This is a genomic window from Nitratireductor sp. B36, assembly GCF_020833685.1.
Lineage (GTDB): Bacteria > Pseudomonadota > Alphaproteobacteria > Rhizobiales > Rhizobiaceae > Nitratireductor.
The window spans coordinates 665,660-686,810 of sequence record NZ_JACKZY010000002.1; the positions used below are offsets into that span (position 1 = coordinate 665,660).

The following is a 21,151-nucleotide window of genomic DNA, read 5'->3' on the forward strand; positions in this document are numbered from 1 at the left end:
CAATGAGAAAGACATTAAACGGGCTCTATGGCGCGGCCGAATGGCTGGCCATGGCTGCTCTCGGCGTGATCGCTCTTATGGTGTTTGCGCAAGTGCTCGGACGTGTCATCGACACTGTGATGGGCCTTTTCGGTCTGCCACCCTTCGGATTTCTTGTTCCGTCGCTGGCGGAGATCGCTGGCTTTCTGCTGGTGGGAGCCTCGTTCATGGCGCTCGCCGGCTCGCTTCGCGGCGGTGCGCAGATCCGCGTGACGTTGGGATTGACAGCCATGCCCGACCGGATGCGGCAAATGGCCGAGGTATTCGTGCTCGTCATAGGTGCCGCGCTGTCGGGATTCTTCTTTTACTATGCGTCAAAGCTCGCCTTCGACAGCTACCGTTTCAACGAACTGTCCTATGGCATTATCGCCGTTCCGCTCTGGATCCCACAGGCGGTCATGGCGCTCGGGGTTGGTGTTTTCACCCTTGCCCTTCTGGACGACCTCTTTGCGGCTCTCGCCGGGAGGCCTCCATCCTATCTGGCAAATGAAGATGGCGCGGCGGAGGAGGTGTGATGGATCTTCTGACCATTTCCCTCACACTCGGCGGCCTGCTCCTCGTTTTGCTGGCGGCAGGACTGTGGGTCGCGTTGGCGCTCATGATTGCCGGTCTTGCCGCCATCTTCTTCATGGTGCCGGTGCCGCCCGGCGCGGTGATGGCCACCACGGTATGGGGTTCCATCAACTCCTGGGACCTTGCCGCTCTCCCGATGTTTATCTGGATGGGGGAGATTCTCTTTCGCACGCGGCTCGCAGAAGACATGTTCGCCGGGCTGGCGCCGTGGATGCGGCGTCTGCCGGGACGGCTTCTGCACGTCAACATTCTTGGCTGTGCCATTTTCGCCGCTGTGTCGGGTTCGTCCGCCGCCACCACGGCCACCATTGGGCGCATGTCTCTCCCGGAACTCAGAAAGCGTGGCTACGACGAGCGCATGGCCATCGGCTCGCTCGCTGGTTCAGGCACGCTCGGCCTGCTTATTCCTCCCTCGATCATTCTGATCGTCTACGGTGCGGCCACCGAGCAGTCGATCGCGCGACTTTTCATCGCCGGGGTTATTCCCGGCCTGATGCTCGCAGCGCTCTTCATGGGCTATACGGCAGTCTGGTCTCTGATCAATCGCAGGCGCATGCCCGAAGCCGATGCACGCGTGCCCTATCTTCAGCGCATCTGGCAGACCCGTCGCCTTTTTCCGATCCTTGCACTCATCGCCGGGGTTATCGGTTCCATTTATGGGGGCTTTGCTTCTCCCACGGAGGCGGCAGTCGTGGGAGTGGTGCTTGCGCTGGCGCTCTCTTGGTTCACCGGCACGCTCAATCGTGTGACGTTTGCTGATGCGTTGCGCAACGCTTCACGTACCTCCTGCATGATCGTGCTCATTCTGGCTGGAGCATCGGTGTTGACGGTGGCTATGGGCTATACGGGCATTCCCCGGGCGCTGGCGCAGTTCATCGCAGAACAGGGATATTCGCCCTATGCGCTGCTCGCGGCGCTGACATTGTTCTTCATCGTTCTCGGCTGTTTTCTGGATGGCATTTCGATCGTCGTGCTGACCGCCTCCGTCATTTTGCCCATGGTGGAGGCTGCGGGGCTCGACATCATCTGGTTCGGCATCTATCTCGTCATCGTGGTCGAGATGAGCCAGATCACACCGCCGGTGGGTTTCAACCTGTTCGTCATTCAGGGGCTGACCGGCCACAACATTCTGAAGGTCGCCGGCATGACACTGCCGTTCTTCCTCATGATGATCGTTGCCGTGGTGCTGATCATCATGTTCCCGCAACTGGCGCTGTGGCTGCCGCAAACCATGCTCGCGAGGTGATGATGTCGAACGCGGAAAAGAAAGTCGGTCCGGTGGTCTCTGCTGCCCATCTGGCCGCCGGTGCCATGCCGGCATTGTCGGAGATCGAATTTGCGATGACCGTGATGAACCATTCCTTCGAGCGCTGGATGGTACGCTGCATGGCGGCTGCAGGTGTTCCGGGACTGCAGCCCACCGCCGTGCAAATCCTGCACGCGGTCAATCATCGGAACCGGGAGAAGACGCTTTCGGAATTGTGCATGATGTTCAACATCGAGGATGTGCACGTCGCTTCCTATGCTATCAAGAAACTTGCTGCGCTCGGCCTGGTCAAGACTGGGCGCAGAGGCAAGGAGAAGACCGTCAAGGCCACGGCGGAGGGCGCTGCGGCTTGCGAGCGCTATCATGAGGTTCGCGAGGCTCTGCTTGTTGCCAGCACAAAGCGGCTCAAACTCGATGAGGAGGCGCTTTCTGGCATCGCAGCGGTTATGCACGCACTTTCTGGCCAGTACGATCAGGCTGCGCGCAGCGCGACCAGTCTTTAGCCCTCTCTTCTGATCCCGCATCGTTACCGACAGTCACTCAACGTGACGAAACTCCGTGCCGGCGCGCGCATTTCCCTCTTGTGAGCGCGGCGACGCGCTTTTGAGATGCGCTTTGTATGGAGAGTGGATATGAAAAAGTTTCTAGCCGCCACCGTTTCGGGCCTTGCCCTTCTTGGACTTGCTGCCTGCAGCGAAGGCGACAACACGACCACCCAGAGCATCGAGCCCGAGCAGCAGGATGCGACCCCGATGGATCCGCCGGCTGCAGCGCCGGAAGCTGAGCCGATGCAGGATCAGGATACGACCAGTCAGTAAGGGCCAGCCAATAAAGGCCATCAAAGGCCAATAAAGGTATGACCCGTCAGGCTGCGTATTGAGTGCCTGAGACCAAAGACCGGATGGCGCAAAAGGTGCCGTCCGGTTTTTGCTTGCGCCAAACTGCGCCTCGAAATCCAAAGCGTTTGCGGTTACAAAACCGACATGACGTTTTGGGATCGGATAACAGACTTTATCACGCGCGCGCCGGGCAATGCGCTGTCGGCGATGGTCGAGGCCATCCGCACGGTTTTCGAAGGCGACCCGCAACTGCGTCGGCGTGTTGCCTTTTCGATCGCCATCATTGCTCTGTCGGCGAAAATGGCTAAGGCAGATGGTGTCGTCACGCAGGACGAGGTGCGGGCGTTTCACGAGATTTTCTCGGTTCCGCGCAATGAACAGGCCAATGTTGCGCGTCTATACAGCCTCGCTCAGCAGGACGTGGCCGGCTTTGAAGCCTATGCGCATCAAATGGCCAATCTATGCGGATATGGCGGACCCAATTGCATGGTCCTCGAAGACATTCTTGATGCGCTCTTCCATATCGCAAAGGCCGATGGTGTGATTCACGAGCGGGAGACGGCGTTTTTGCAGCGCGTCGCAGAGATCTTTGATATTGGCGAAGATCATTTCGAGCAAATTCTGTCACGTCACGCCATTAAGGGAGATGGCAATCCCTATCTGGTTCTGGGCGTTGATCAGGATGCACCGTTCGAGGACATCAAGCGTCATTATCGCAAGCTGGTCGCCGAGAACCACCCAGACAGGCTGATCGCGCGTGGGGTTCCCGAAGAATTTCTGGCCATCGCCAACACTCGTCTTGCCGCGATCAATGCCGCCTATGAGAGCATCGAGAAAGTGCAGGTGCGCGCTTGAGTGTGGACGTCCTGAAAGCTGCCTCATTTGAGCCGGATTTCCAAGGCGCAGAGGTTTGTCCATCTCCCAATTTTGGCGAGCGGCGGAATGGCTGCACTCCCGATGCTCTTATCCTTCACTACACTGGAATGGAGACCGGCCAGAGCGCGCAGGACTGGCTTTGTGCGTCAGAGAGCGAGGTTTCAAGTCATTACCTCGTTCATGAAGATGGACGCATCGTGCAGATGGTCCGTGAGGCGGACCGCGCATGGCATGCAGGCCGGGGCACCTGGCAGGGCCGCGATGATGTGAATTCCTGGTCCATCGGCATCGAAATTGCGAATGCGGGGCATCCCATGGGGTTACCGGAATTCCCGGAGGCCCAAATCGAAGCGGTTTTGAGACTTGGGCGCGATATCTGTCGGCGTCACGGTATTCCACCAAAACGCGTTCTTGCTCACTCCGACATTGCCCCTGGCCGAAAGGTAGATCCAGGGGAACGTTTCCCATGGAAGCGCCTGGCGGAAGCAGGACTTGGCCATTTTGTCGCAACAGTGTCTGTTTCAGGCGGACGTGTCCTCGGCCCGGAGGACGACGGGCCAGCCGTTGAGGCGCTGCAGAGATTGTTGAAACGCTATGGCTATAACATCGATGTCAGCGGTGTTTATGACGAAAAAACCCAAACTGTTGTCCGGGAATTTCAAAGACATTTCAGACCTTTAGAGGTTAGTGGTCTGGCTGATGCGACAACATGCATAATTCTGCGGGAATTGTTGTATAATTGATCTGTGATTGATTCTTCTCCCTGACGATCACTCACTCCCAAGATTGGCGCAAAATTACATCGATTCATATTTATTGAATTGAAGCGCCTTTTTTGTTTCCCCTTCGCCTGCAAAACACCGCCCGTGTTGAGGTCGTGGGACCCTTGTCCCGGCCTCTTGAAAAAGCAAAACCGCCGCGCGAATGCCGCGGCTCAGAGTTACGGGTCGAAATGAAAATCAAAACCTTACTCGCGGCAGCGATCGCTGTCGGCGCTGCAACGTCTTTGTCCAACGCTGGCGAGAAGACCAACTACGCACAGGAAATTGCTCTGCATTCCGCCAAGAAGAGTGCTGAGAAAACCACCAAAGGCGAAGATGCTCCTAATCTGCTTCGGACAATTCTTCGCGGCGGAAATGGTTCCCAGGCGAGCAAGGTCGATATGACCACCACCGCGTCCGTCAAGCCGGCGAAAGCCACCAAGAAGACCGCTTCAAAGTCGAGCAGGAAGAAAACCACGGTGAAGACGACCGTCCGTTCAAGCGGGAAGGGCGGTTCCTATCAGACGATCATCGCTCAATACGCTTCGGCTTACGGGGTGCCGGTTTCCCTGGCGAATGCGGTGGTCCGGGTTGAGAGCAACTACCGGGCCAATGCACGGGGAGCGGCAGGCGAAATTGGCCTCATGCAGATCAAGCCGGCCACGGCACGCATGATGGGTTACCGCGGTTCGGCCAAGGGGCTCTACAATCCCGACACCAACATCAAGTATGGCATGAAGTATCTCGCCAAGGCGCACAAGCTTGGTGGAGGCACGACCTGCGGGACGATTCTGAAATACAATGCAGGCCATGGCGCAAAGCGCATGAACCCGATCTCTTCGCGTTATTGCTCGAAGGTGAAGCGCATTCTCGGACACTAAGTTCGGGAATACGGGGTTTCGTGTGCAAACGCATGCGTTTTGAGTTGCGTTTTGTCGCACGAAACCCTTTATACGTCCTGCCAGCCGGTCGGACGGCCGCGCGAACGAGAGCCGAAAGGCTGTTTGCGAGGAAAGTCCGGGCTCCACGGAAAAACGGTGCCGGATAACATCCGGCGGGGGCAACCCCAGGGAAAGTGCCACAGAAAGCAGACCGCCCCGCCTGTTTTTCGGTTGTTTTTCAGCTATTTGCCGAGAACCGAAAAACTGGCGGGGTCAGGGTGAAAGGGTGGGGTAAGAGCCCACCGCGTCGACGGTAACGAAGACGGCATGGTAAACCCCACCGGGAGCAAGACCGAATAGGAATGGCGCGAGGGGCGACCCTCAGGGCGTTTCCGGCCCAGCCGTTCGGGTAGGTTGCTTGAGGCCGATGGCAACATCGGACCCAGAGGAATGGCCGTCACGTTGCATCGTTTTCGGGCGTTGCAGCCATACAGAACCCGGCTTACAGACCGGCTGGCACCGATTTTCCGAAATTCGCCGATTTCTCCGGAATTCGACGGATTTTCGGCTCCTTTTCAGAAAATTCCGAACAGTTTCACGCCGTTTTCAATGCAGCGTCGATCGCCTGCCAGAGGGCGTCTGTCGGCTCGCATCCGACCGACAGACGAACGAAACCTTCGGCCACATCATCACCCCATCGCGCGCGCCGTTCGGCCGAGGTGTGAACGCCGCCGAACGAGGTGGTCGCCTCAATGAGCGGACAGGCATCGATGAAGCGCTCTGCCTGTTCTTTCGAGCCGAGCGTCAGTCCGACGAGCGAACCGAAACGGAGCATCTGGGTTTTGGCAAGGGCGTGCGAGGGATCATTCTTCAGGCCAGGATAGCGCACCGACCGGACCGCTGGATGATCTGCGAGACGTGTTGCAATGCTCTCGGCGGATGAGCACATGCGGTCGAAGCGCACTTCGAGCGTTTCGAGCCCGCGCAGGACCAGCCATGCTTCGAAGGGGCCGGGGATGACACCGGCAAGTTTGCGCCACTCGCGGATCGTTTCGATCATCGTTGCGTCGCGGCCTGCGACGTGTCCGAAAAGCACGTCGGAATGTCCGTTGGGGGCCTTGGTGTCGGCGGCAAGCACAAGATCGACGCCGAGATCCAGCGGCCGCTGGCCATAGGGCGTCATGGTGGTGTTGTCGGCGACAACGATTGCGCCCGAAGCATGGGCAGCCTTCGTGATCAATTGAATGTCGCACAGATCAAGGCCGGGATTGGACGGCGTCTCGATGAGCACCATGCGGTATCCGGCAAAACCACCTTCTGCGAATGACGCGGTCGGGCGGGTGTCGTAGCTGATGCCAAGACGGGTGAGGTGCTTTTCCAGAAGAACTCGGGGTGTGTAGTAGCCGTCCGAGGGCAGGAGTATCCGATCGCCGGCTGAAAGCAGGGCCAGGAGAACCGACGAGATGGCCGCCATGCCCGATGGGAAGACGATGGCTTCGGCATCCTCCAGATGTGCGAAGGCTGCCTCCACCGCCTCCCAGGTGGGGTTGTCAAACCGGCCATACTGACGCGCGCCCGCCGGGTCGCCGGGCAGATGAAACACCGAGCTCATGACGATCGGTGTAGAGAGCGGGTCGCCTTTTGAAAGGTTTCCCGAATGAAGGTGTGAGAGGCTTGCTGCACGGGCATTCTGACTTTCGGACATTGGGCTCCTCACGATGAATTTGGATGGATGCTGGCCGGACGGCACGAGGCTCTTCCTAACCTTTTGTTAGCCTTAATGCACGATAAATGACCATGGCCCGATGCATGTCCAAAACGCCTGTCATTGCGGCATTTGTGAAGCTTAATCCCGTTGACGCCCATATCGGCCCATGGTACCCCATATAACAAATCAGCGTTTCGTTGCAGTTGGAGTACGGGTTCCTCCCATGTCGGCCTCTTTTTCCGGGCGGCGTGGAAGCTGGGATTCACCCTTGCAGGGGGGCGGGCAAATGTTCGGAGAGCCGCAGCTGAGCGCGGCTGAAGAGATGCAGAGGGGCATGGGCCTTTTGGCCACAACGCGTCATGGACCGGTTTCTGTCGAATGCAGTAAACAAGATCGACTCCAAGGGTCGGGTCTCGGTGCCGGCGCATTTTCGCTCCGTCGTTCAAAAACGTGGCTTTACCGAACTCTATGCGCTGCGAGCGCTCGACATTCCTGCGATGGATGTGGGCGGTCTCGATCTGCTCGACCGCTACGAAGAGCGGATCGCGCAGGAGGACCCTTTTCTGCAGACTGCGGACGATATGTCGTTTTTCGTGCATGGCGACGGCGCGTTCCTGAAACTGGATCAAGATGGGCGCATCACCGTGACGGATTTCATTCGCGAGCACACCGGCATCACGAAGGATGTGGCCTTCGTCGGGCGCGGGCATTTCTTTCAGATCTGGGAGCCGGAGCGGCTGAAAGCCCATGGGCAGGCGGTGCGCGAACGGCTTCTCAAGCTTCGGCAGGCGGCCACATCGGCCCGTACTGCCGGACAGTCGGAATGATGGCGGGCCCCGGCGGCGAAAGCCCGGCCGGTGGCGGACCGGCCCGCCACATTCCGGTTCTTTTGCGTGAAGTTCTCGACGCTCTTCGGCCTCTCGACGGCCAGCATTTCATTGACGGCACGTTCGGTGCCGGCGGCTACACAACCGCGCTGCTTGAAGAGGGTGCATCGGTCACGGCAATCGACCGCGACCCGACCGCCATCGAAGCAGGTCAGGGACTTGTGGAGCGATGGGCTGGACGTCTCAGACTGGTGGAGAACCGGTTTTCCAGGCTCGACGAGGTGGTTGAGGGCCAGGTCGACGGTGTTGTGCTCGACATCGGCGTGTCCTCCATGCAGATCGATCAGGCCGTGCGCGGTTTCTCCTTCCAGAAGGATGGCCCCCTCGACATGCGCATGGAGCGCTCGGGTTTGAGCGCGGCCGATGTGGTCAACACGATGAAGGCGGGCGATCTGGCGCGCATATTCGGAATTTTGGGCGAGGAGCGTCAGGCAGGGCGTATCGCGCGTGGTCTTGAGAGACTGCGCGCCGAAAAACCTTTCGAGACAACGCTGGAGCTGGCGCGTGCCGTCGAAAAAATCGTTGGCCGTCGACCGCAGGAAAAAATTCATCCCGCAACGCGCGTCTTTCAAGGGTTGCGTATCTACGTCAATGACGAGCTCGGTGAACTGGCGCGGGCGCTTTTTGCGGCCGAACGGGCTTTGAAGCCCGGCGGGCGGCTGGTGGTGGTCACGTTTCATTCTCTGGAAGACCGGATCGTGAAGCGCTTCATGGTTGAGCGGGCCGGTGGCCAGGGCGGTTCCCGCCATCTGCCGGAGGTGCATGACGCCGCTCCCACATTTCACAAACCGGCCAAGCCCGTTGCGCCAACACGGGAAGAGACGGAGCAAAACCCCAGGGCGCGCTCGGCGCGGCTCAGACTGGCGGTGCGCAGTGAGGCACAAGCCGGAGAGGTTGATTTCGACATTGTCGGTCTTTCGCGCTTTCCGCAGCCGACACGTGCTGGTGAGAGGTAGAGGCAAAGATGTTTCGCACGAGCGATATTGTGCTGATCACGGTCATGATGGCGGCGGCAGCGTTTACCTACAAGACCAAGCACGATGCCGAAGCCAAATATGAGGAGCTGCGCAAGATCGAGCGACAGGCAGAGCTCGAGGAGGATTCGATCGATCTCCTCAAGGCCGACTGGAGCCTTCTGACCCAGCCAGCGCGCCTGCAGCGATTGGCCGAGACCTATAAGGACGAATTGGGACTGCAGCCGGTGGAGGCGCCTCAGATAGCCGAATTCTCCGACCTTCCGGAAAAATCCTTGACCATTGAAGGGCTCGTCGGCGGCATGGCGGATGCCGGCGGCGAAGCGGATCAGACGACAACCGGGGCGGTGCAGCCATGATGAGCTCGAGCGGATATGCAGACGACCTGGCTTCCTCGGCTGTTCGCCGAGGGGCCGCAACCATCGTGATGGACGGAACCGGCAAATCCCGCGGCGGGCGGGCCCAGAACCGGGTGGTGATGGCGATGGCCGTCATGTTCGGTATTTATGCGGCACTCGGCGGGCGGCTGGTTCATCTCGCCTTGCAGGATGAGCCCGAGCCAAGCGTTCCCGCCGCGCGCGTGACCGCCTCACGGCCCGATCTTGTGGATCGCAATGGTGAAGTGCTCGCGACCGACATCAAGACAGCTTCGCTTTTCGCTGAACCACGGCGGATCGTGGACATCGATGAGGCGATCGAAAAGCTTTCGACCGTTCTTCCCGATCTCAACTATCAGCAGACCTATCGGAGGCTCGACAGCGATGCGGGCTTCGTGTGGCTGCGCCGTCAGCTGTCGCCGCGCCAGCAGGCGGACATTCTGGCACTGGGCGTGCCAGGGCTTGGTTTTCGCACGGAAAAGCGGCGTTTCTATCCGGGCGGACCGACCGCATCGCATATCCTCGGGCTCGTGAACATCGACAACAAAGGCATCGCGGGCATCGAGAAATTCGTCGATGACCAAGGCCTTGCAGACCTGCAGGCCACGGGGCTTGCGGTGGAGGGGCATCTGGAGCCCGTCAAGTTGTCGATCGACCTGCGTGTACAGCATATCATCCGCGATGAACTGGTTCAGGCACTTGACCGGTATCAGGCGATTGCAGCCGGTGCTGTGGTGTTGAACGCCAATACCGGCGAAGTGGTGGGGATGGCATCCGTGCCCGATTACGATCCCAACAATCCGGTGAACGCGCTCGACAAGGACCGGTTGAACCGCATGTCGGCCGGCGTGTTCGAGATGGGCTCGACCTTCAAGATCTTCACGACCGCGATGGGGCTCGATTCGGGCCTGGTGAGCATCAATGACAGTTTCGACGCGACACGCCCCATTCGCATCGGCGGTTTCACAATCAACGACTTTCACGGCAAACGTCGCGTCTTGAGCGTGCCCGAGATTTTCATCTACTCTTCCAACATCGGCACAGCAAAGATGGCCGATGTGGTTGGTATCGAGGGGCACAGAGCGTTTCTTGAGAAGATCGGTCTTCTGGGGCGGATGTCCACGGAATTGCCCGAAGTTGCCTTGCCGACGGAACCCAAGGAGTGGAAGAAGATCAACTCGATCACGATCTCCTACGGTCATGGTGTGGCCACGACACCGCTGCAGACCGCGGTGGCGGCCGCGGCCATGCTGAACGGTGGCAAGCTTATTCCGCCAACGTTCCTGCCGCGCTCGGAGGCAGAGGCAGACGAAATCGCAAAACAGGTGATCTCGCCCAAGACAAGCGCCCAGATGCGGTATCTCTTCCGCCTCAACTCTGAAAAAGGTTCCGGCCGGCGGGCTGAGGTCGAAGGCTATTATGTGGGTGGTAAAACGGGCACGGCTGAAAAGGTCGTCAACGGCCGCTACTCCAAGAATGTTCGGTTCAACGCATTCATTGCCGGTTTCCCGGTCGACGATCCCGAATATATCGTGCTGGTATTCGTCGATGAACCCAAGCCGGAGCGGGACGGGATCGGTGCGACCGCGGGTCTGAACGCCGCGCCTATGGTGCGCAACATCATCCGCCGTTCGGCGCCGTTGCTTGGCGTCAAGCCTGAATTCGGTCAAGAAAGTGATGCCTTGCTGATTTCGCAGCAGTGAGTCGGCGCAGTGAGACGGCCATGTGCCGAGACAACAAACGCAAATGAAAGTACCGGGGCCTCATGAAGTTCAGTGAATTGGCGGAGATTCTTCCTCAACAGGGATTGTTGTCTGCGGAAGCGGAAGTCTCGGGGATTTCCGCGGATTCGCGAAAGGTAGAGGCGGGGGATCTGTTTTTCGCCCTGGCGGGGACAAAGGCCAATGGTGCGGCATTTGCGGCAGAAGCTGCCAGCAAGGGGGCAGCCGCCATCGTTGCTGCACCCGGAGCGCTTTCTTCCGATCCCGGCGTTCCTGTCATTGAAGCAGAGGACCCCCGGCACGCTCTTGCCCTGTGCGCGGCGCGTTTTTTTCCGCGCCAGCCCGATACGATGGTTGCGGTGACCGGGACCAGCGGCAAAACCTCTGTGGCCTCATTCACGCGCCAGATCTGGGAACACGCGGGCCTGGCGGCAGCCAGCATCGGCACGACCGGCGTGGTGGCACCGGGGCGCGACGAGTATGGTGAACTGACGACGCCCGATCCGATCGCGCTGCATCGGCTGCTCGACGAACTGGCAGGTGAGGGTGTTAGCCATGCCTCCATGGAGGCATCGAGCCATGGCCTAGACCAGCGCCGTCTTGATGGGGTGCGGCTATCGGCTGGTGGTTTTACCAATCTGGGCCGCGACCATATGGATTATCATCCAACGGTTGAGGAATATCACAAGGCCAAGCTCCGGCTCTTCGACACGCTCCTTACGAAGGGAGCGCCTGCGGTGGTCTTTGCCGACGATCCCTGGACCGAACCAACGGTAGCAGCCGCGCAAGCTGCGGGTCTCGACGTGCGCACGGTGGGGCGGCGGGGGACATTCCTGACGCTGAAGCGGGTTGAACACGAGCGTCACCGTCAGCGGGCGGAAGTGGATGTCGACGGGGTTATCTACGAGGTTGACCTGCCGCTTGCCGGCGATTTCCAGGTGGCCAATGCATTGGTTGCGGCCGGGTTGGCAATCAGCACCGGAACGGCGGTTGAGACGGCGTTTACGGCCCTGGAGACCCTCAAAGGGGCGTCGGGTCGTCTCGAGCTCGTGGGGACGGCCGAAAACGGCGCCCAGGTCTATGTGGATTATGCCCACAAGCCGGATGGGCTGGAGAACGTGCTGAAATCTGTCCGCCCCTTCACGACAGGGCGGGTGATCGTCGTCTTCGGCTGTGGCGGTGACCGCGACACGGGAAAACGCCCGATCATGGGTGAGATCGCGGCGCGACTGGCGGATGTGGCGATCGTGACGGACGACAATCCGCGATCGGAAGATCCGGCAACCATCCGGGGCGCCATCATGGCGGCAGCGCCGGGAGCGCGTGAAATCGGGGACCGCCATGAAGCTATCCGGTTTGCCGTGTCGATGCTTGAAGAGGGCGATACATTGATTGTCGCCGGCAAGGGGCACGAAACCGGACAGGAAATCGCCGGCGAAAAACATCATTTCTCGGACCATGAGGAAGTGCGGGCCGCACTCGCGGAGCGGGCCCGATGAGCGTTTTGTGGACACATGATGCGCTGGTACAGGCAACGGGGGGCAGACCGCTCGGCCAGCCGGTCGCGGCGATTACCGGCATCTCCATCGACACGCGGACGCTGCAGCCGGGCGATGCCTTTTTCGCGATTCAGGGCGAGCGGTTCGACGGACATGATTTTGCCACCGCAGCCATGGCGGCGGGAGCCTCCGTTCTGGTGGTTTCCGAGGCGAAGCTGCCGGCGCTCGGGCGGTTGGCTGTTCCGAAAGTTGTTGTGCCGGATGTACAGACGGCCATGGAAGATCTGGGCCGCGCCGCGCGCCTGCGCAGCCGCGCCAAGATCGTGGCGGTGACCGGTTCGGTTGGCAAAACGTCTACCAAGAACATGATGCGGCAGGCCTTTTCGGCTTGCGGGAGCGTTCATGCAGCGGACCGTTCTTTCAACAATCATTGGGGGGTGCCCCTGACGCTCGCCAGGATGCCGGCCGATTGCGATTTCGCGATTTTCGAGATCGGCATGAACCACCCGGACGAAATTCGCCCGCTGGTGAAGATGGTGCGCCCGCATATTGCCGTTGTCACGCTGGTGGCGGCGGCGCATCTCGGCTTCTTCAAGAGTGTCGATGAGATCGCGCGTGCCAAGGGCGAGATTTTCGAAGGTGTCGTGAAGGGCGGTGCTGCGCTCGTCAACCGCGACGACAAGCGCTGGAAACTGCTTTCGGCGATTGCCGGGGAAGCCGGTGTGAAGACCATTGCGGGATTTGGCGAGAATGCGCGCGCCGATGTCCGGTTGATGCATGCTGAATGCGGCGCGCAATCCTCCACCTTTGCCGTGAAGATCGAAGGCCAGGAGACTGAGGTGCGGCTCGGTGTTCCGGGGCGGCATATGGTTCAGAACGCGCTTGCCACACTGGGTGCTGTGCATCTGGCGGGCGCGGATGTGGAGAGGGCGGCGATGGCGCTGGGCTCTTTCGGCACGGAAGCGGGGCGTGGCGCGCGGCACCGGCTGATGCTGGAGGATGGCGCGTTCACGCTGATCGATGAGAGCTTCAACGCCAATCCGGCCTCGATGGAGGCCGCGTTTGATCTGCTGCAGCGCGCGGACGTGGGCGAGGGCGGGCGGCGCATCGCCATTCTCGGAGACATGGCGGAGCTTGGCACCCACGCGCCCAAACTGCATGCGGGGCTGGCGGATCTTGTCACGGGGGCGGGAACGGACTGTGTGTTTCTGGCCGGACGCGAAATGAAGGCGCTGGCTGAGGCGCTGCCGGAGGGGCTGCCGGTGGAATATCGCGAGACGACGGACGAATTGCGCGAACTTGTGATCAACGCGGTGAAGCCGGGCGACGCCGTGATGATCAAATCTTCGAAGAGCATCGGCTTCAACAAACTGGTCGACGCCTTTATCAACACCTATCCGGGCGCGGCGACGGGGGACTGATCCATGCTCATGATGCTCGTTGAACTGGCCGATGAAGTTTCGGTCTTCAACGTATTCCGTTACATCACTTTCCGCACCGGCGGCGCGCTGATCACCTCGGCGCTGATCGTTTTTCTGTTCGGGCCGATGATCATCGCATCGCTCAGGGTGCGGCAGGGCAAGGGACAGCCGATCCGTGCCGACGGGCCGCAGACCCATTTCAAGAAGGCCGGTACGCCGACCATGGGCGGGCTCATGATGCTGTCGGGCATTCTGGGCTCGTGCGCGCTGTGGGCAAACCTTTCCAGCGTTTATGTCTGGGTGGTGCTGATGGTGACGGTGGGGTTTGGCGCCATCGGATTCTACGACGATTATCTGAAGGTGACGAAACAGTCGCATCTTGGATTTTCGGGCAAGGCGCGACTTTCGGCGGAATTCCTGATCGCGGGGCTTGCGGCATGGACCATCATGCAGGCGGGGCAGGCGCCATTTTCCTCGTCGCTCACTTTTCCGTTTTTCAAGGATTTCCTGCTCAATCTCGGTATTTTCTTCATCCCGTTCGCGGCTTTCGTGATCGTCGGGGCGGGCAATGCGGTGAACCTGACGGACGGGCTCGACGGGCTTGCCACCGTGCCGGTGATGGTGGCGGCGGCTTCATTCGGCGTGATCGCCTATCTCTCCGGCAACGCCATTTTCGCCAACTATCTGCAGATCCATTTCGTGCCCGGCACGGGTGAGCTGGCGGTGATCCTCGGAGCCGTGATCGGCGCGGGGCTCGGCTTCCTGTGGTTCAACGCACCGCCGGCGGCGATCTTCATGGGGGACACCGGATCACTGGCGCTGGGTGGCCTGATCGGCTCGGTGGCCGTGGCCACCAAACACGAGATCGTGCTCGCCATTATCGGCGGGCTGTTCGTGGTGGAAATCCTGTCGGTGATCATCCAGGTGGCGGTCTTCAAAATGACCGGAAAACGCGTGTTCCTGATGGCGCCGATCCACCATCATTTCGAAAAGCTCGGCTGGACGGAAAGTCAGGTGGTGATCCGGTTCTGGATTATCGCCGTGCTGCTTGCCCTCATCGGGCTCTCCACGCTCAAGCTGCGTTAGGGGTCGCGAATGATCCCGGCCACGGTTTTCAACAACAGGACCATCGCCCTTTTCGGGCTCGGCGGTTCGGGTATCGCCACCGCCCACGCGCTGATGGCCGGCGGGGCGCGGGTGACGGCGTTCGACGACAACCCCGACAGCGTGGCGCGGGCGGCGGGTGAAGGAGTGCCGACCGGAGATCTGCGCAACATCGACTGGAACAGGCAGGAGGCCTTCGTCCTTTCACCGGGTGTGCCGCTGACGCATCCGCGTCCGCACTGGAGTGTGGATCTGGCGCGGGCAGCGGGAGTGGAAATCATCGGCGACGTGGAGCTTTTCGCACGCGAGCGCCGGGTCCATGCATCTGGGGCACCGTTTGTTGCCATTACCGGCACCAACGGCAAGAGCACGACAACGGCTCTGATCGCACACATTCTCAAAAGTGCGGGACGCGACACGCAGATGGGCGGCAATATCGGCCGGGCCGTGATGACGCTCGAACCTCCTGCTGCTGATCGATACCACGTGGTGGAATGTTCCTCCTATCAGATCGATCTTGCTCCGACGCTTGATCCTTCCGTTGGCATTCTGCTCAATCTTTCGCCCGACCATCTGGACCGGCACGGCTCCTTCGAGAATTACGCGGGTATCAAGGAACGTTTGGTGGCCAGGAGCGGGCTGGCGATTGTCGGTGTCGACGATCCCGACTGCCGGCACATCGCCAACCGGCTTGAAAAGCAGGGTCGCAGGCTTCAGCGCATCTCGGCGACCTCATCGCTCTCTGACGGGTTTTATCTCAAGGGTTCCGATCTCATGCGGGCTGCTCGTGGCGTTGCGGAGAAACTGGCGACGCTTGAAGGCATCGGATCTCTGCGTGGCGCACACAACGCTCAGAATGCGCTGGCGGCCCTCGCGGCCTGTCTCGAGTGCGGCCTGACGGCCGATGAAATTCAGGCCGGTTTCAACAGTTTTCCGGGGCTCGCCCACCGGATGGAGCAGGTGGCGCGCCGGGGGCGGGTCCTCTTCGTCAATGACTCGAAAGCCACCAATGCCGACGCGGCAGAACGAGCATTGGCGAGTTTTGAGCGCATCTACTGGATCGCCGGCGGACTGCCCAAGGAAGGCGGGATCGACACGCTGAAGAGTTTCTTCCCGCGGATCGCCAAGGCCTACCTCATTGGCGAGGCGGCACCGGCTTTCGCTGCCACCATCGGGGAGGCGACGACGTTCGAGATTTCGGGTACGATAGACAAAGCCGTAGACCATGCGGCGCGCGATGCGGCGGGCGATCCCGCGCCGGAATCTGTTGTTCTGTTTTCGCCAGCCTGTGCGAGTTTCGATCAGTTCAGAAATTTTGAGGTGCGTGGCGATGCCTTCCGCGAAGCGGTGCGTTCGCTCGCCGGTACCGAAATGATGGGGAGCAAGTGACATGGTGAGCCGCACCGATCGCAGCCCGGTGGCTAACTGGTGGTGGACCATTGACCGGTGGTTTCTCGCGGCCTTCCTCATGCTGATGGGGCTGGGCGTGGTCCTGTCGTTTGCGGCAAGCCCCGCCGTGGCGGAGCGCATCGGCTTGTCGAGTTTTCATTTCGTCACGCGCCAGATCGTTTACATGCTGCCTGCGTTGGTGGTCATGATCGCGATTTCCTTCCTCAGTCCGCGTCAGGTACGTCGGGTCGCCCTCGTCATGCTTGCGGGCGCGCTGGTTCTGATGGTGGTCACCCTTTTTGCGGGCATGGAAGTCAAGGGTTCGCGGCGCTGGCTCTATGTATTCGGAGTGTCCGTCCAACCTTCCGAATATCTGAAGCCGGCCTTTGTGGTGATCTGCGCGTGGCTCTTTCATGAGCACGCCCGGCAGCCGGAGATCCCGGGCAACCTGTTCGCAATGCTTCTTCTGGGGCTCGTGATCGCGCTTCTGGTGGCCCAGCCTGATCTCGGCCAGACCATGCTGGTTCTCGGCACCTGGGGGGCGATGTTCTTCATCGCCGGAATGCCATGGCTGTGGATTGCGGTGCTTGGTGCATTGGGTGCAGGCGGGGCATTTCTTGCCTACACGATTTTCCCTCACGTGGCCGACCGCATCGACCGCTTCCTGACCGGTGAGGGTGACACCTATCAGGTGGATATGAGCATCGAGGCGATAACCCGCGGCGGCTGGTTTGGACGTGGTCCTGGCGAAGGGACCGTCAAACGTATCCTGCCTGACAGCCACACGGATTTTGTCTTTGCGGTTGCCGGTGAGGAGTTCGGCATCATCCTGTGTCTGATCCTGCTTGGGCTGTTTGCCTTTGTGGTCTTGCGCGGGCTGACGAAAGCGCGGCGTGAGGAGGATGACTTCACACGCTATGCGGTGAGCGGCCTCGTTATCCTGTTTGGTTTTCAGTCAATCATCAACATGGGTGTGAATGTCCGTATGCTGCCGGCCAAGGGTATGACGTTGCCCTTCATCTCCTATGGCGGTTCGTCGCTGATCGCCATGGCCATTTCCATGGGTTTCGTGCTGGCGCTGACGCGCCGCAAACCGGAGAAGCGCCGCCCTGTGGCCTATGCGCCGGCATCGGGACACGAGGCGATCGCGAACTGATATGAAACGTGGCACGATCCTTCTTGCCGCCGGTGGGACCGGCGGTCATCTCTTTCCGGCTGAAGCGCTGGCACATGCGCTACACGCGCGTGGGTGGCAGGTGCATCTGGCGACAGACAAGCGGGCAGCGCGCTTCTCCGGCGATTTCCCCGCCGAGGAAACCCATGTCATTGAGAGCGCCACATTCGGTTCGAAAAACCCGATTGCGCTTCTGAAAGCGGGCTGGACCATCTGGCGTGGCGTCAAGCAGGCCTCGGCGCTGATGCAGCGGCTGAAGCCCGCCGCGGTGGTCGGCTTCGGCGGGTACCCGACCCTGCCGCCGCTCTGGGCGGCGACGCGAAGAGGTATTCCCGCGTTGATCCATGAGCAGAACGCCGTGATGGGGCGTGCCAACAAGGCGCTGGCATCGCGTGTGGAGGCCATTGCCGGTGGCTTTCTGGCCGATGAGGGACCGTTTGCCGACAAGATTTTCATGACGGGCAATCCGGTCCGTCCGGCAGTTATTGAGGCGGCTGGCGAGGCTTACCGAGCGGCAGATTCGCAGGCCGCATTTCGTTTGCTTGTTTTTGGCGGCAGCCAGGGGGCGCAGTTTTTTTCCGATGCCATCCCTCCTGCCATCGCGAAGCTCGCGCCGAAGCAAATCAAACGCCTTCGCGTCACTCAACAGGCGCGACCGGAAGACGAAGCGGAAGTTCGTGCCGCTTATGACAAGCTTGGTGTGCCGGCAGAGGTTTCGACATTTTTCAACGATATGGCGCGGCGCATTGCCGAGAGCCATCTGGTGATATCGCGTTCGGGTGCCTCGACCGTTTCGGAGATTGCAGCGATTGGCCGACCGGCCTTTCTGGTGCCCTACCCGCATGCGCTCGACCACGATCAGGCAGCCAATGCAGCAGCGCTGGAGCGCGCCGGGGGGGCTGAACTCCATCCGCAGGCCACGCTCAGCCCCGAGCGTCTTGCCGAACTGATCGGAGGAGCGATGGAGCAGCCTCAACGCCTCGCCGACATGGCCGCGGCAGCGCATGGCGTGGGTAAAACGAATGCGGCCACGTTGCTTGCAGACCTCGTTGAGGCTATTGCCTCCGGCCAATCTGCCAAATCAGTGAAAGAAGGAAGCCACGCATGAAAATGCCGGAGACGATCGGAACCGTGCACTTCGTCGGCATCGGCGGCATCGGCATGAGTGGTATCGCGGAAGCTCTGCATACGCTGGGGTACCAGGTGCAAGGGTCGGATCAGGCCGAAAATCCCAATGTTGTGCGTTTGCGCGAGAAGGGGATCGAGGTTTTCGTGGGACATGCCGCCGAAAATCTCGGTGAGGCCGAGGTCATTGTTGTCTCCACGGCCATCAAGAAAAACAACCCGGAACTCGTGGCCGCGCGTGAAAAGCACCTTCCGATCGTGCGTCGCGCGGAAATGCTGGCCGAACTGATGCGATTTCGCCAGGCGGTTGCCATCGGAGGAACACACGGCAAGACCACAACCACTTCGATGGTGGCTGCCCTGTTCGATGCAGGTGGATTCGATCCGACAGTCATCAATGGCGGCATCATCAATGCCTACGGCACCAATGCCCGGATGGGCGCGGGCGACTGGATGGTGGTGGAGGCCGATGAAAGCGATGGAAGCTTCCTGAAGCTGCCCGCGGAAATTGCCGTCATCACCAATATCGATCCGGAGCATCTCGATCATTATGGTGATTTCGACAAATTGCGCGCTGCGTTTCGCCAGTTTGTCGAGAATGTACCGTTTTATGGCTTTGCTTCCATGTGTATCGACCACGCCGAAGTTCAGGCGCTTGTTGGGCGGATCGAGGATCGCCGGGTGGTCACTTATGGCGAAAACCCGCAGTCGGATGTGCGCTTTTCCAACCACCGGATGGATGGGCCTGTTTCCGTGTTTGACGTGACCTTCCGCGATCGCAAGACGGGTGGCACGGAAACGCTCGAGGGACTGCGCCTGCCCATGCCCGGAAAACACAATGTTTCGAACGCGACGGCGGCGATTGCCGTGGCGCATGAACTGGGCATCGACCATGAGGCGATCCGGACAGGCCTTGCGGGCTTTGGCGGCGTTAAACGCCGTTTCACGCTCACAGGAAACTGGAACGGCGTGAGCGTTTTCGACGATTATGGGCATCACCCGGTGGAGATCCGTGCGGTTCTGAAAGCCGCTCGGGAAGCATGCAAGGGGCGTATTCTCGCCATTGCTCAGCCGCACCGTTATTCGCGCCTGCACGATCTCTACGATGATTTTGCGGCTTGCTTCAACGAGGCCGACAAAGTGTTGATTGCCCCGGTCTATGCTGCCGGTGAAGACCCGATCGAAGGCGTGTCGTCCGAGGCGCTGGTGGCACGGATTCGTGCGGCCGGACATCGGGACGTTGCCCATATCGAGGGACCGGAGGCGGTGGAACCTATAGTACGGAGCTGGGCGGAAGAGGGCGATTTCATTGTCTATCTGGGGGCCGGCAACATCACGCAATGGGCCTATGCGCTTCCTGACGAACTGGGGGCGAATGGATGAGCGGGGCCGCTCTGCTCGACCGTCTCGGGGATCGTCTGTCGGGGCTGCGGGGGCGTCTGACACCCGACGCCGGCATGGACAAGATCACCTGGTTTCGCGCTGGCGGGTCTGCTGACGCGCTGTTTCAGCCCGCTGATGAAGAGGATCTGGCTGCCTTCCTGAAGGCGGTGCCGGAGGACATTCCGGTGACCATGGTGGGGATCGGTTCGAACCTGCTTGTGCGCGAAGGCGGCATTCGTGGTTTTGTGGTGCGCCTGTCGGCCAAGGGATTCGGCCAGGCGGAGATCGTTTCCGATACGCAAATCCGAGCCGGAGCGGCCATCCCCGACAAGCGGCTCGCAGCAGCGGCGCTTGAGGCGGGCATCGGTGGTTTTCACTTCTATCACGGCATACCCGGCGGACTGGGTGGGGCGCTGCGCATGAATGCGGGCGCCAATGGCGTCGAGACCAGGGAGCGGGTCGTGGAAGTGCGCGCGCTCGACCGGAAGGGCGACCTGCACGTCTTCTCGAACGCCGATATGGGATACGACTACCGCCATTCCTCGGTGCCAAAAGATCTGATCTTCACCTCCGCCCTGATGGAGGGCTACCCCGAAGACCGGGAGACGATCCAGAAAGAGATGGATGCGGTGCAGCACCATCGCGAGACCGTGCAGCCGGTGCGCGAGAAGACGGGTGGTTCGACATTCAAGAACCCTCCCGGCACATCGGCCTGGAAGGAAGTCGACAAGGCCGGATGCCGCGGGCTTACCATCGGCGGTGCGCAGATGTCGCCCATGCACTGCAATTTCATGATCAACACGGGTACGGCGAGCGGGTACGATCTCGAGTATCTCGGTGAAACGGTCCGGGCGCGCGTGCTTGAGCATTCAGGGATTCGCCTGGAGTGGGAGATCAAACGCATCGGCGAATTCAGGCCGGGGCGCGAGATCGATCCGCTGTTGGGGCAAATGCTCTGAGGATGAAACCAAGCCTGCGCATGAGGCGGGTTCTGTTCCGATCGTGAGGCGCCTTCATTTGTGTCGTGTCAAGTTGCGCGGCAGGGGTGTTCGCGTTCACAAAGTGTAAAATTTTCAGAAAATTGAATCTTCGGGAATCTCAAGCCCTTGCCATGGAATCAAACCTCTGATTCTTTGGCTCATAAGTAATCACT

At 60.3% G+C, this 21,151-nt stretch carries 20 protein-coding genes and 1 other RNA gene; 20 read left to right on the forward strand and 1 reads right to left on the reverse strand.

Annotated features, from left to right (window positions below):
* Positions 1–2 precede the first annotated feature (2 nt).
* The 8 genes from H7H48_RS09775 to rnpB all read left to right on the forward strand — a co-directional run bounded on the left by H7H48_RS09775 (position 3) and on the right by rnpB (position 5,757).
* Positions 3–554 (forward strand): TRAP transporter small permease, encoded by a 552-nt coding sequence (locus tag H7H48_RS09775; protein ID WP_229448870.1) that lies wholly within the window; start codon positions 3–5, stop codon positions 552–554.
* The gene (locus H7H48_RS09780) at positions 554–1,858 is read left to right on the forward strand and encodes a TRAP transporter large permease (protein WP_229448871.1); all 1,305 of its coding nucleotides are present in this window, start codon (positions 554–556) and stop codon (positions 1,856–1,858) included. Before H7H48_RS09775 ends, H7H48_RS09780 begins: the two co-directional genes overlap by 1 nt.
* Complete coding sequence (locus H7H48_RS09785; protein WP_229448872.1) at positions 1,858–2,382, forward strand: winged helix DNA-binding protein; 525 nt, start codon at positions 1,858–1,860, stop codon at positions 2,380–2,382. The genes H7H48_RS09780 and H7H48_RS09785 overlap by 1 nt, the downstream gene beginning before the upstream one ends.
* A 129-nt stretch (positions 2,383–2,511) precedes the next feature.
* Complete coding sequence (locus H7H48_RS09790; RefSeq protein WP_229448873.1) at positions 2,512–2,697, forward strand: hypothetical protein; 186 nt, start codon at positions 2,512–2,514, stop codon at positions 2,695–2,697.
* Positions 2,698–2,862: 165 nt separating this feature from the next.
* Positions 2,863–3,573, forward strand: coding sequence for a DnaJ family molecular chaperone (locus H7H48_RS09795; protein WP_229448874.1), 711 nt, complete (start codon positions 2,863–2,865; stop codon positions 3,571–3,573).
* A complete protein-coding gene (locus H7H48_RS09800; RefSeq protein WP_229448875.1) occupies positions 3,570–4,337 on the forward strand; it encodes an N-acetylmuramoyl-L-alanine amidase in 768 nt (255 codons plus the stop codon). Before H7H48_RS09795 ends, H7H48_RS09800 begins: the two co-directional genes overlap by 4 nt.
* Before the next feature lie 209 nt (positions 4,338–4,546).
* The gene (locus H7H48_RS09805) at positions 4,547–5,236 is read left to right on the forward strand and encodes a lytic transglycosylase domain-containing protein (protein ID WP_229448876.1); all 690 of its coding nucleotides are present in this window, start codon (positions 4,547–4,549) and stop codon (positions 5,234–5,236) included.
* Positions 5,237–5,316: 80 nt separating this feature from the next.
* Positions 5,317–5,757, forward strand: an RNA gene (gene rnpB, locus H7H48_RS09810) — RNase P RNA component class A.
* 74 nt (positions 5,758–5,831) lie between these two features.
* On the opposite strand, the gene H7H48_RS09815 is transcribed toward rnpB, so the two are convergent.
* Positions 5,832–6,941 carry a cystathionine gamma-lyase gene (locus tag H7H48_RS09815; RefSeq protein ID WP_229448877.1) on the reverse strand — a complete coding sequence of 370 codons (1,110 nt, stop codon included), beginning with the start codon at positions 6,939–6,941 and terminating at the stop codon, positions 5,832–5,834.
* 362 nt (positions 6,942–7,303) lie between these two features.
* On the opposite strand from H7H48_RS09815, the gene mraZ reads away from it, so the two are divergent.
* The 12 genes from mraZ to murB all read left to right on the forward strand — a co-directional run bounded on the left by mraZ (position 7,304) and on the right by murB (position 20,957).
* Positions 7,304–7,771, forward strand: a complete 468-nt coding sequence (mraZ, locus tag H7H48_RS09820; RefSeq protein ID WP_229448878.1) for a division/cell wall cluster transcriptional repressor MraZ — start codon at positions 7,304–7,306, stop codon at positions 7,769–7,771.
* Complete coding sequence (rsmH, locus tag H7H48_RS09825; RefSeq protein ID WP_229448879.1) at positions 7,768–8,787, forward strand: 16S rRNA (cytosine(1402)-N(4))-methyltransferase RsmH; 1,020 nt, start codon at positions 7,768–7,770, stop codon at positions 8,785–8,787. The genes mraZ and rsmH overlap by 4 nt, the downstream gene beginning before the upstream one ends.
* 8 nt (positions 8,788–8,795) lie before the next feature.
* A complete protein-coding gene (locus H7H48_RS09830; RefSeq protein WP_229448880.1) occupies positions 8,796–9,164 on the forward strand; it encodes a hypothetical protein in 369 nt (122 codons plus the stop codon).
* Complete coding sequence (locus H7H48_RS09835) at positions 9,164–10,885, forward strand: penicillin-binding protein 2 (protein WP_229449230.1); 1,722 nt, start codon at positions 9,164–9,166, stop codon at positions 10,883–10,885. The genes H7H48_RS09830 and H7H48_RS09835 overlap by 1 nt, the downstream gene beginning before the upstream one ends.
* Before the next feature lie 62 nt (positions 10,886–10,947).
* Positions 10,948–12,402, forward strand: a complete 1,455-nt coding sequence (locus H7H48_RS09840; RefSeq protein ID WP_229448881.1) for a UDP-N-acetylmuramoyl-L-alanyl-D-glutamate--2,6-diaminopimelate ligase — start codon at positions 10,948–10,950, stop codon at positions 12,400–12,402.
* Positions 12,399–13,823 (forward strand): UDP-N-acetylmuramoylalanyl-D-glutamyl-2,6-diaminopimelate--D-alanyl-D-alanine ligase, encoded by a 1,425-nt coding sequence (locus H7H48_RS09845; protein ID WP_229448882.1) that lies wholly within the window; start codon positions 12,399–12,401, stop codon positions 13,821–13,823. Before H7H48_RS09840 ends, H7H48_RS09845 begins: the two co-directional genes overlap by 4 nt.
* A 3-nt stretch (positions 13,824–13,826) precedes the next feature.
* A complete protein-coding gene (gene mraY / locus H7H48_RS09850) occupies positions 13,827–14,909 on the forward strand; it encodes a phospho-N-acetylmuramoyl-pentapeptide-transferase (protein ID WP_065814948.1) in 1,083 nt (360 codons plus the stop codon).
* 9 nt (positions 14,910–14,918) lie between these two features.
* The gene (gene murD, locus H7H48_RS09855; RefSeq protein WP_229448883.1) at positions 14,919–16,316 is read left to right on the forward strand and encodes a UDP-N-acetylmuramoyl-L-alanine--D-glutamate ligase; all 1,398 of its coding nucleotides are present in this window, start codon (positions 14,919–14,921) and stop codon (positions 16,314–16,316) included.
* A 1-nt stretch (position 16,317) separates the two neighbouring features.
* Entirely contained in the window at positions 16,318–17,472 is a 1,155-nt protein-coding gene (ftsW, locus tag H7H48_RS09860; RefSeq protein WP_229448884.1) for a putative lipid II flippase FtsW, read from the forward strand.
* 1 nt (position 17,473) lies between these two features.
* Positions 17,474–18,598: an undecaprenyldiphospho-muramoylpentapeptide beta-N-acetylglucosaminyltransferase gene (gene murG / locus H7H48_RS09865; protein WP_229448886.1), complete on the forward strand. Its 1,125-nt coding sequence runs from the start codon at positions 17,474–17,476 to the stop codon at positions 18,596–18,598.
* Positions 18,595–19,998, forward strand: a complete 1,404-nt coding sequence (gene murC / locus H7H48_RS09870) for a UDP-N-acetylmuramate--L-alanine ligase (protein ID WP_229448887.1) — start codon at positions 18,595–18,597, stop codon at positions 19,996–19,998. Before murG ends, murC begins: the two co-directional genes overlap by 4 nt.
* Positions 19,995–20,957 carry a UDP-N-acetylmuramate dehydrogenase gene (murB, locus tag H7H48_RS09875; protein ID WP_229448888.1) on the forward strand — a complete coding sequence of 321 codons (963 nt, stop codon included), beginning with the start codon at positions 19,995–19,997 and terminating at the stop codon, positions 20,955–20,957. Before murC ends, murB begins: the two co-directional genes overlap by 4 nt.
* The last annotated feature ends 194 nt before the right edge of the window (positions 20,958–21,151 follow it).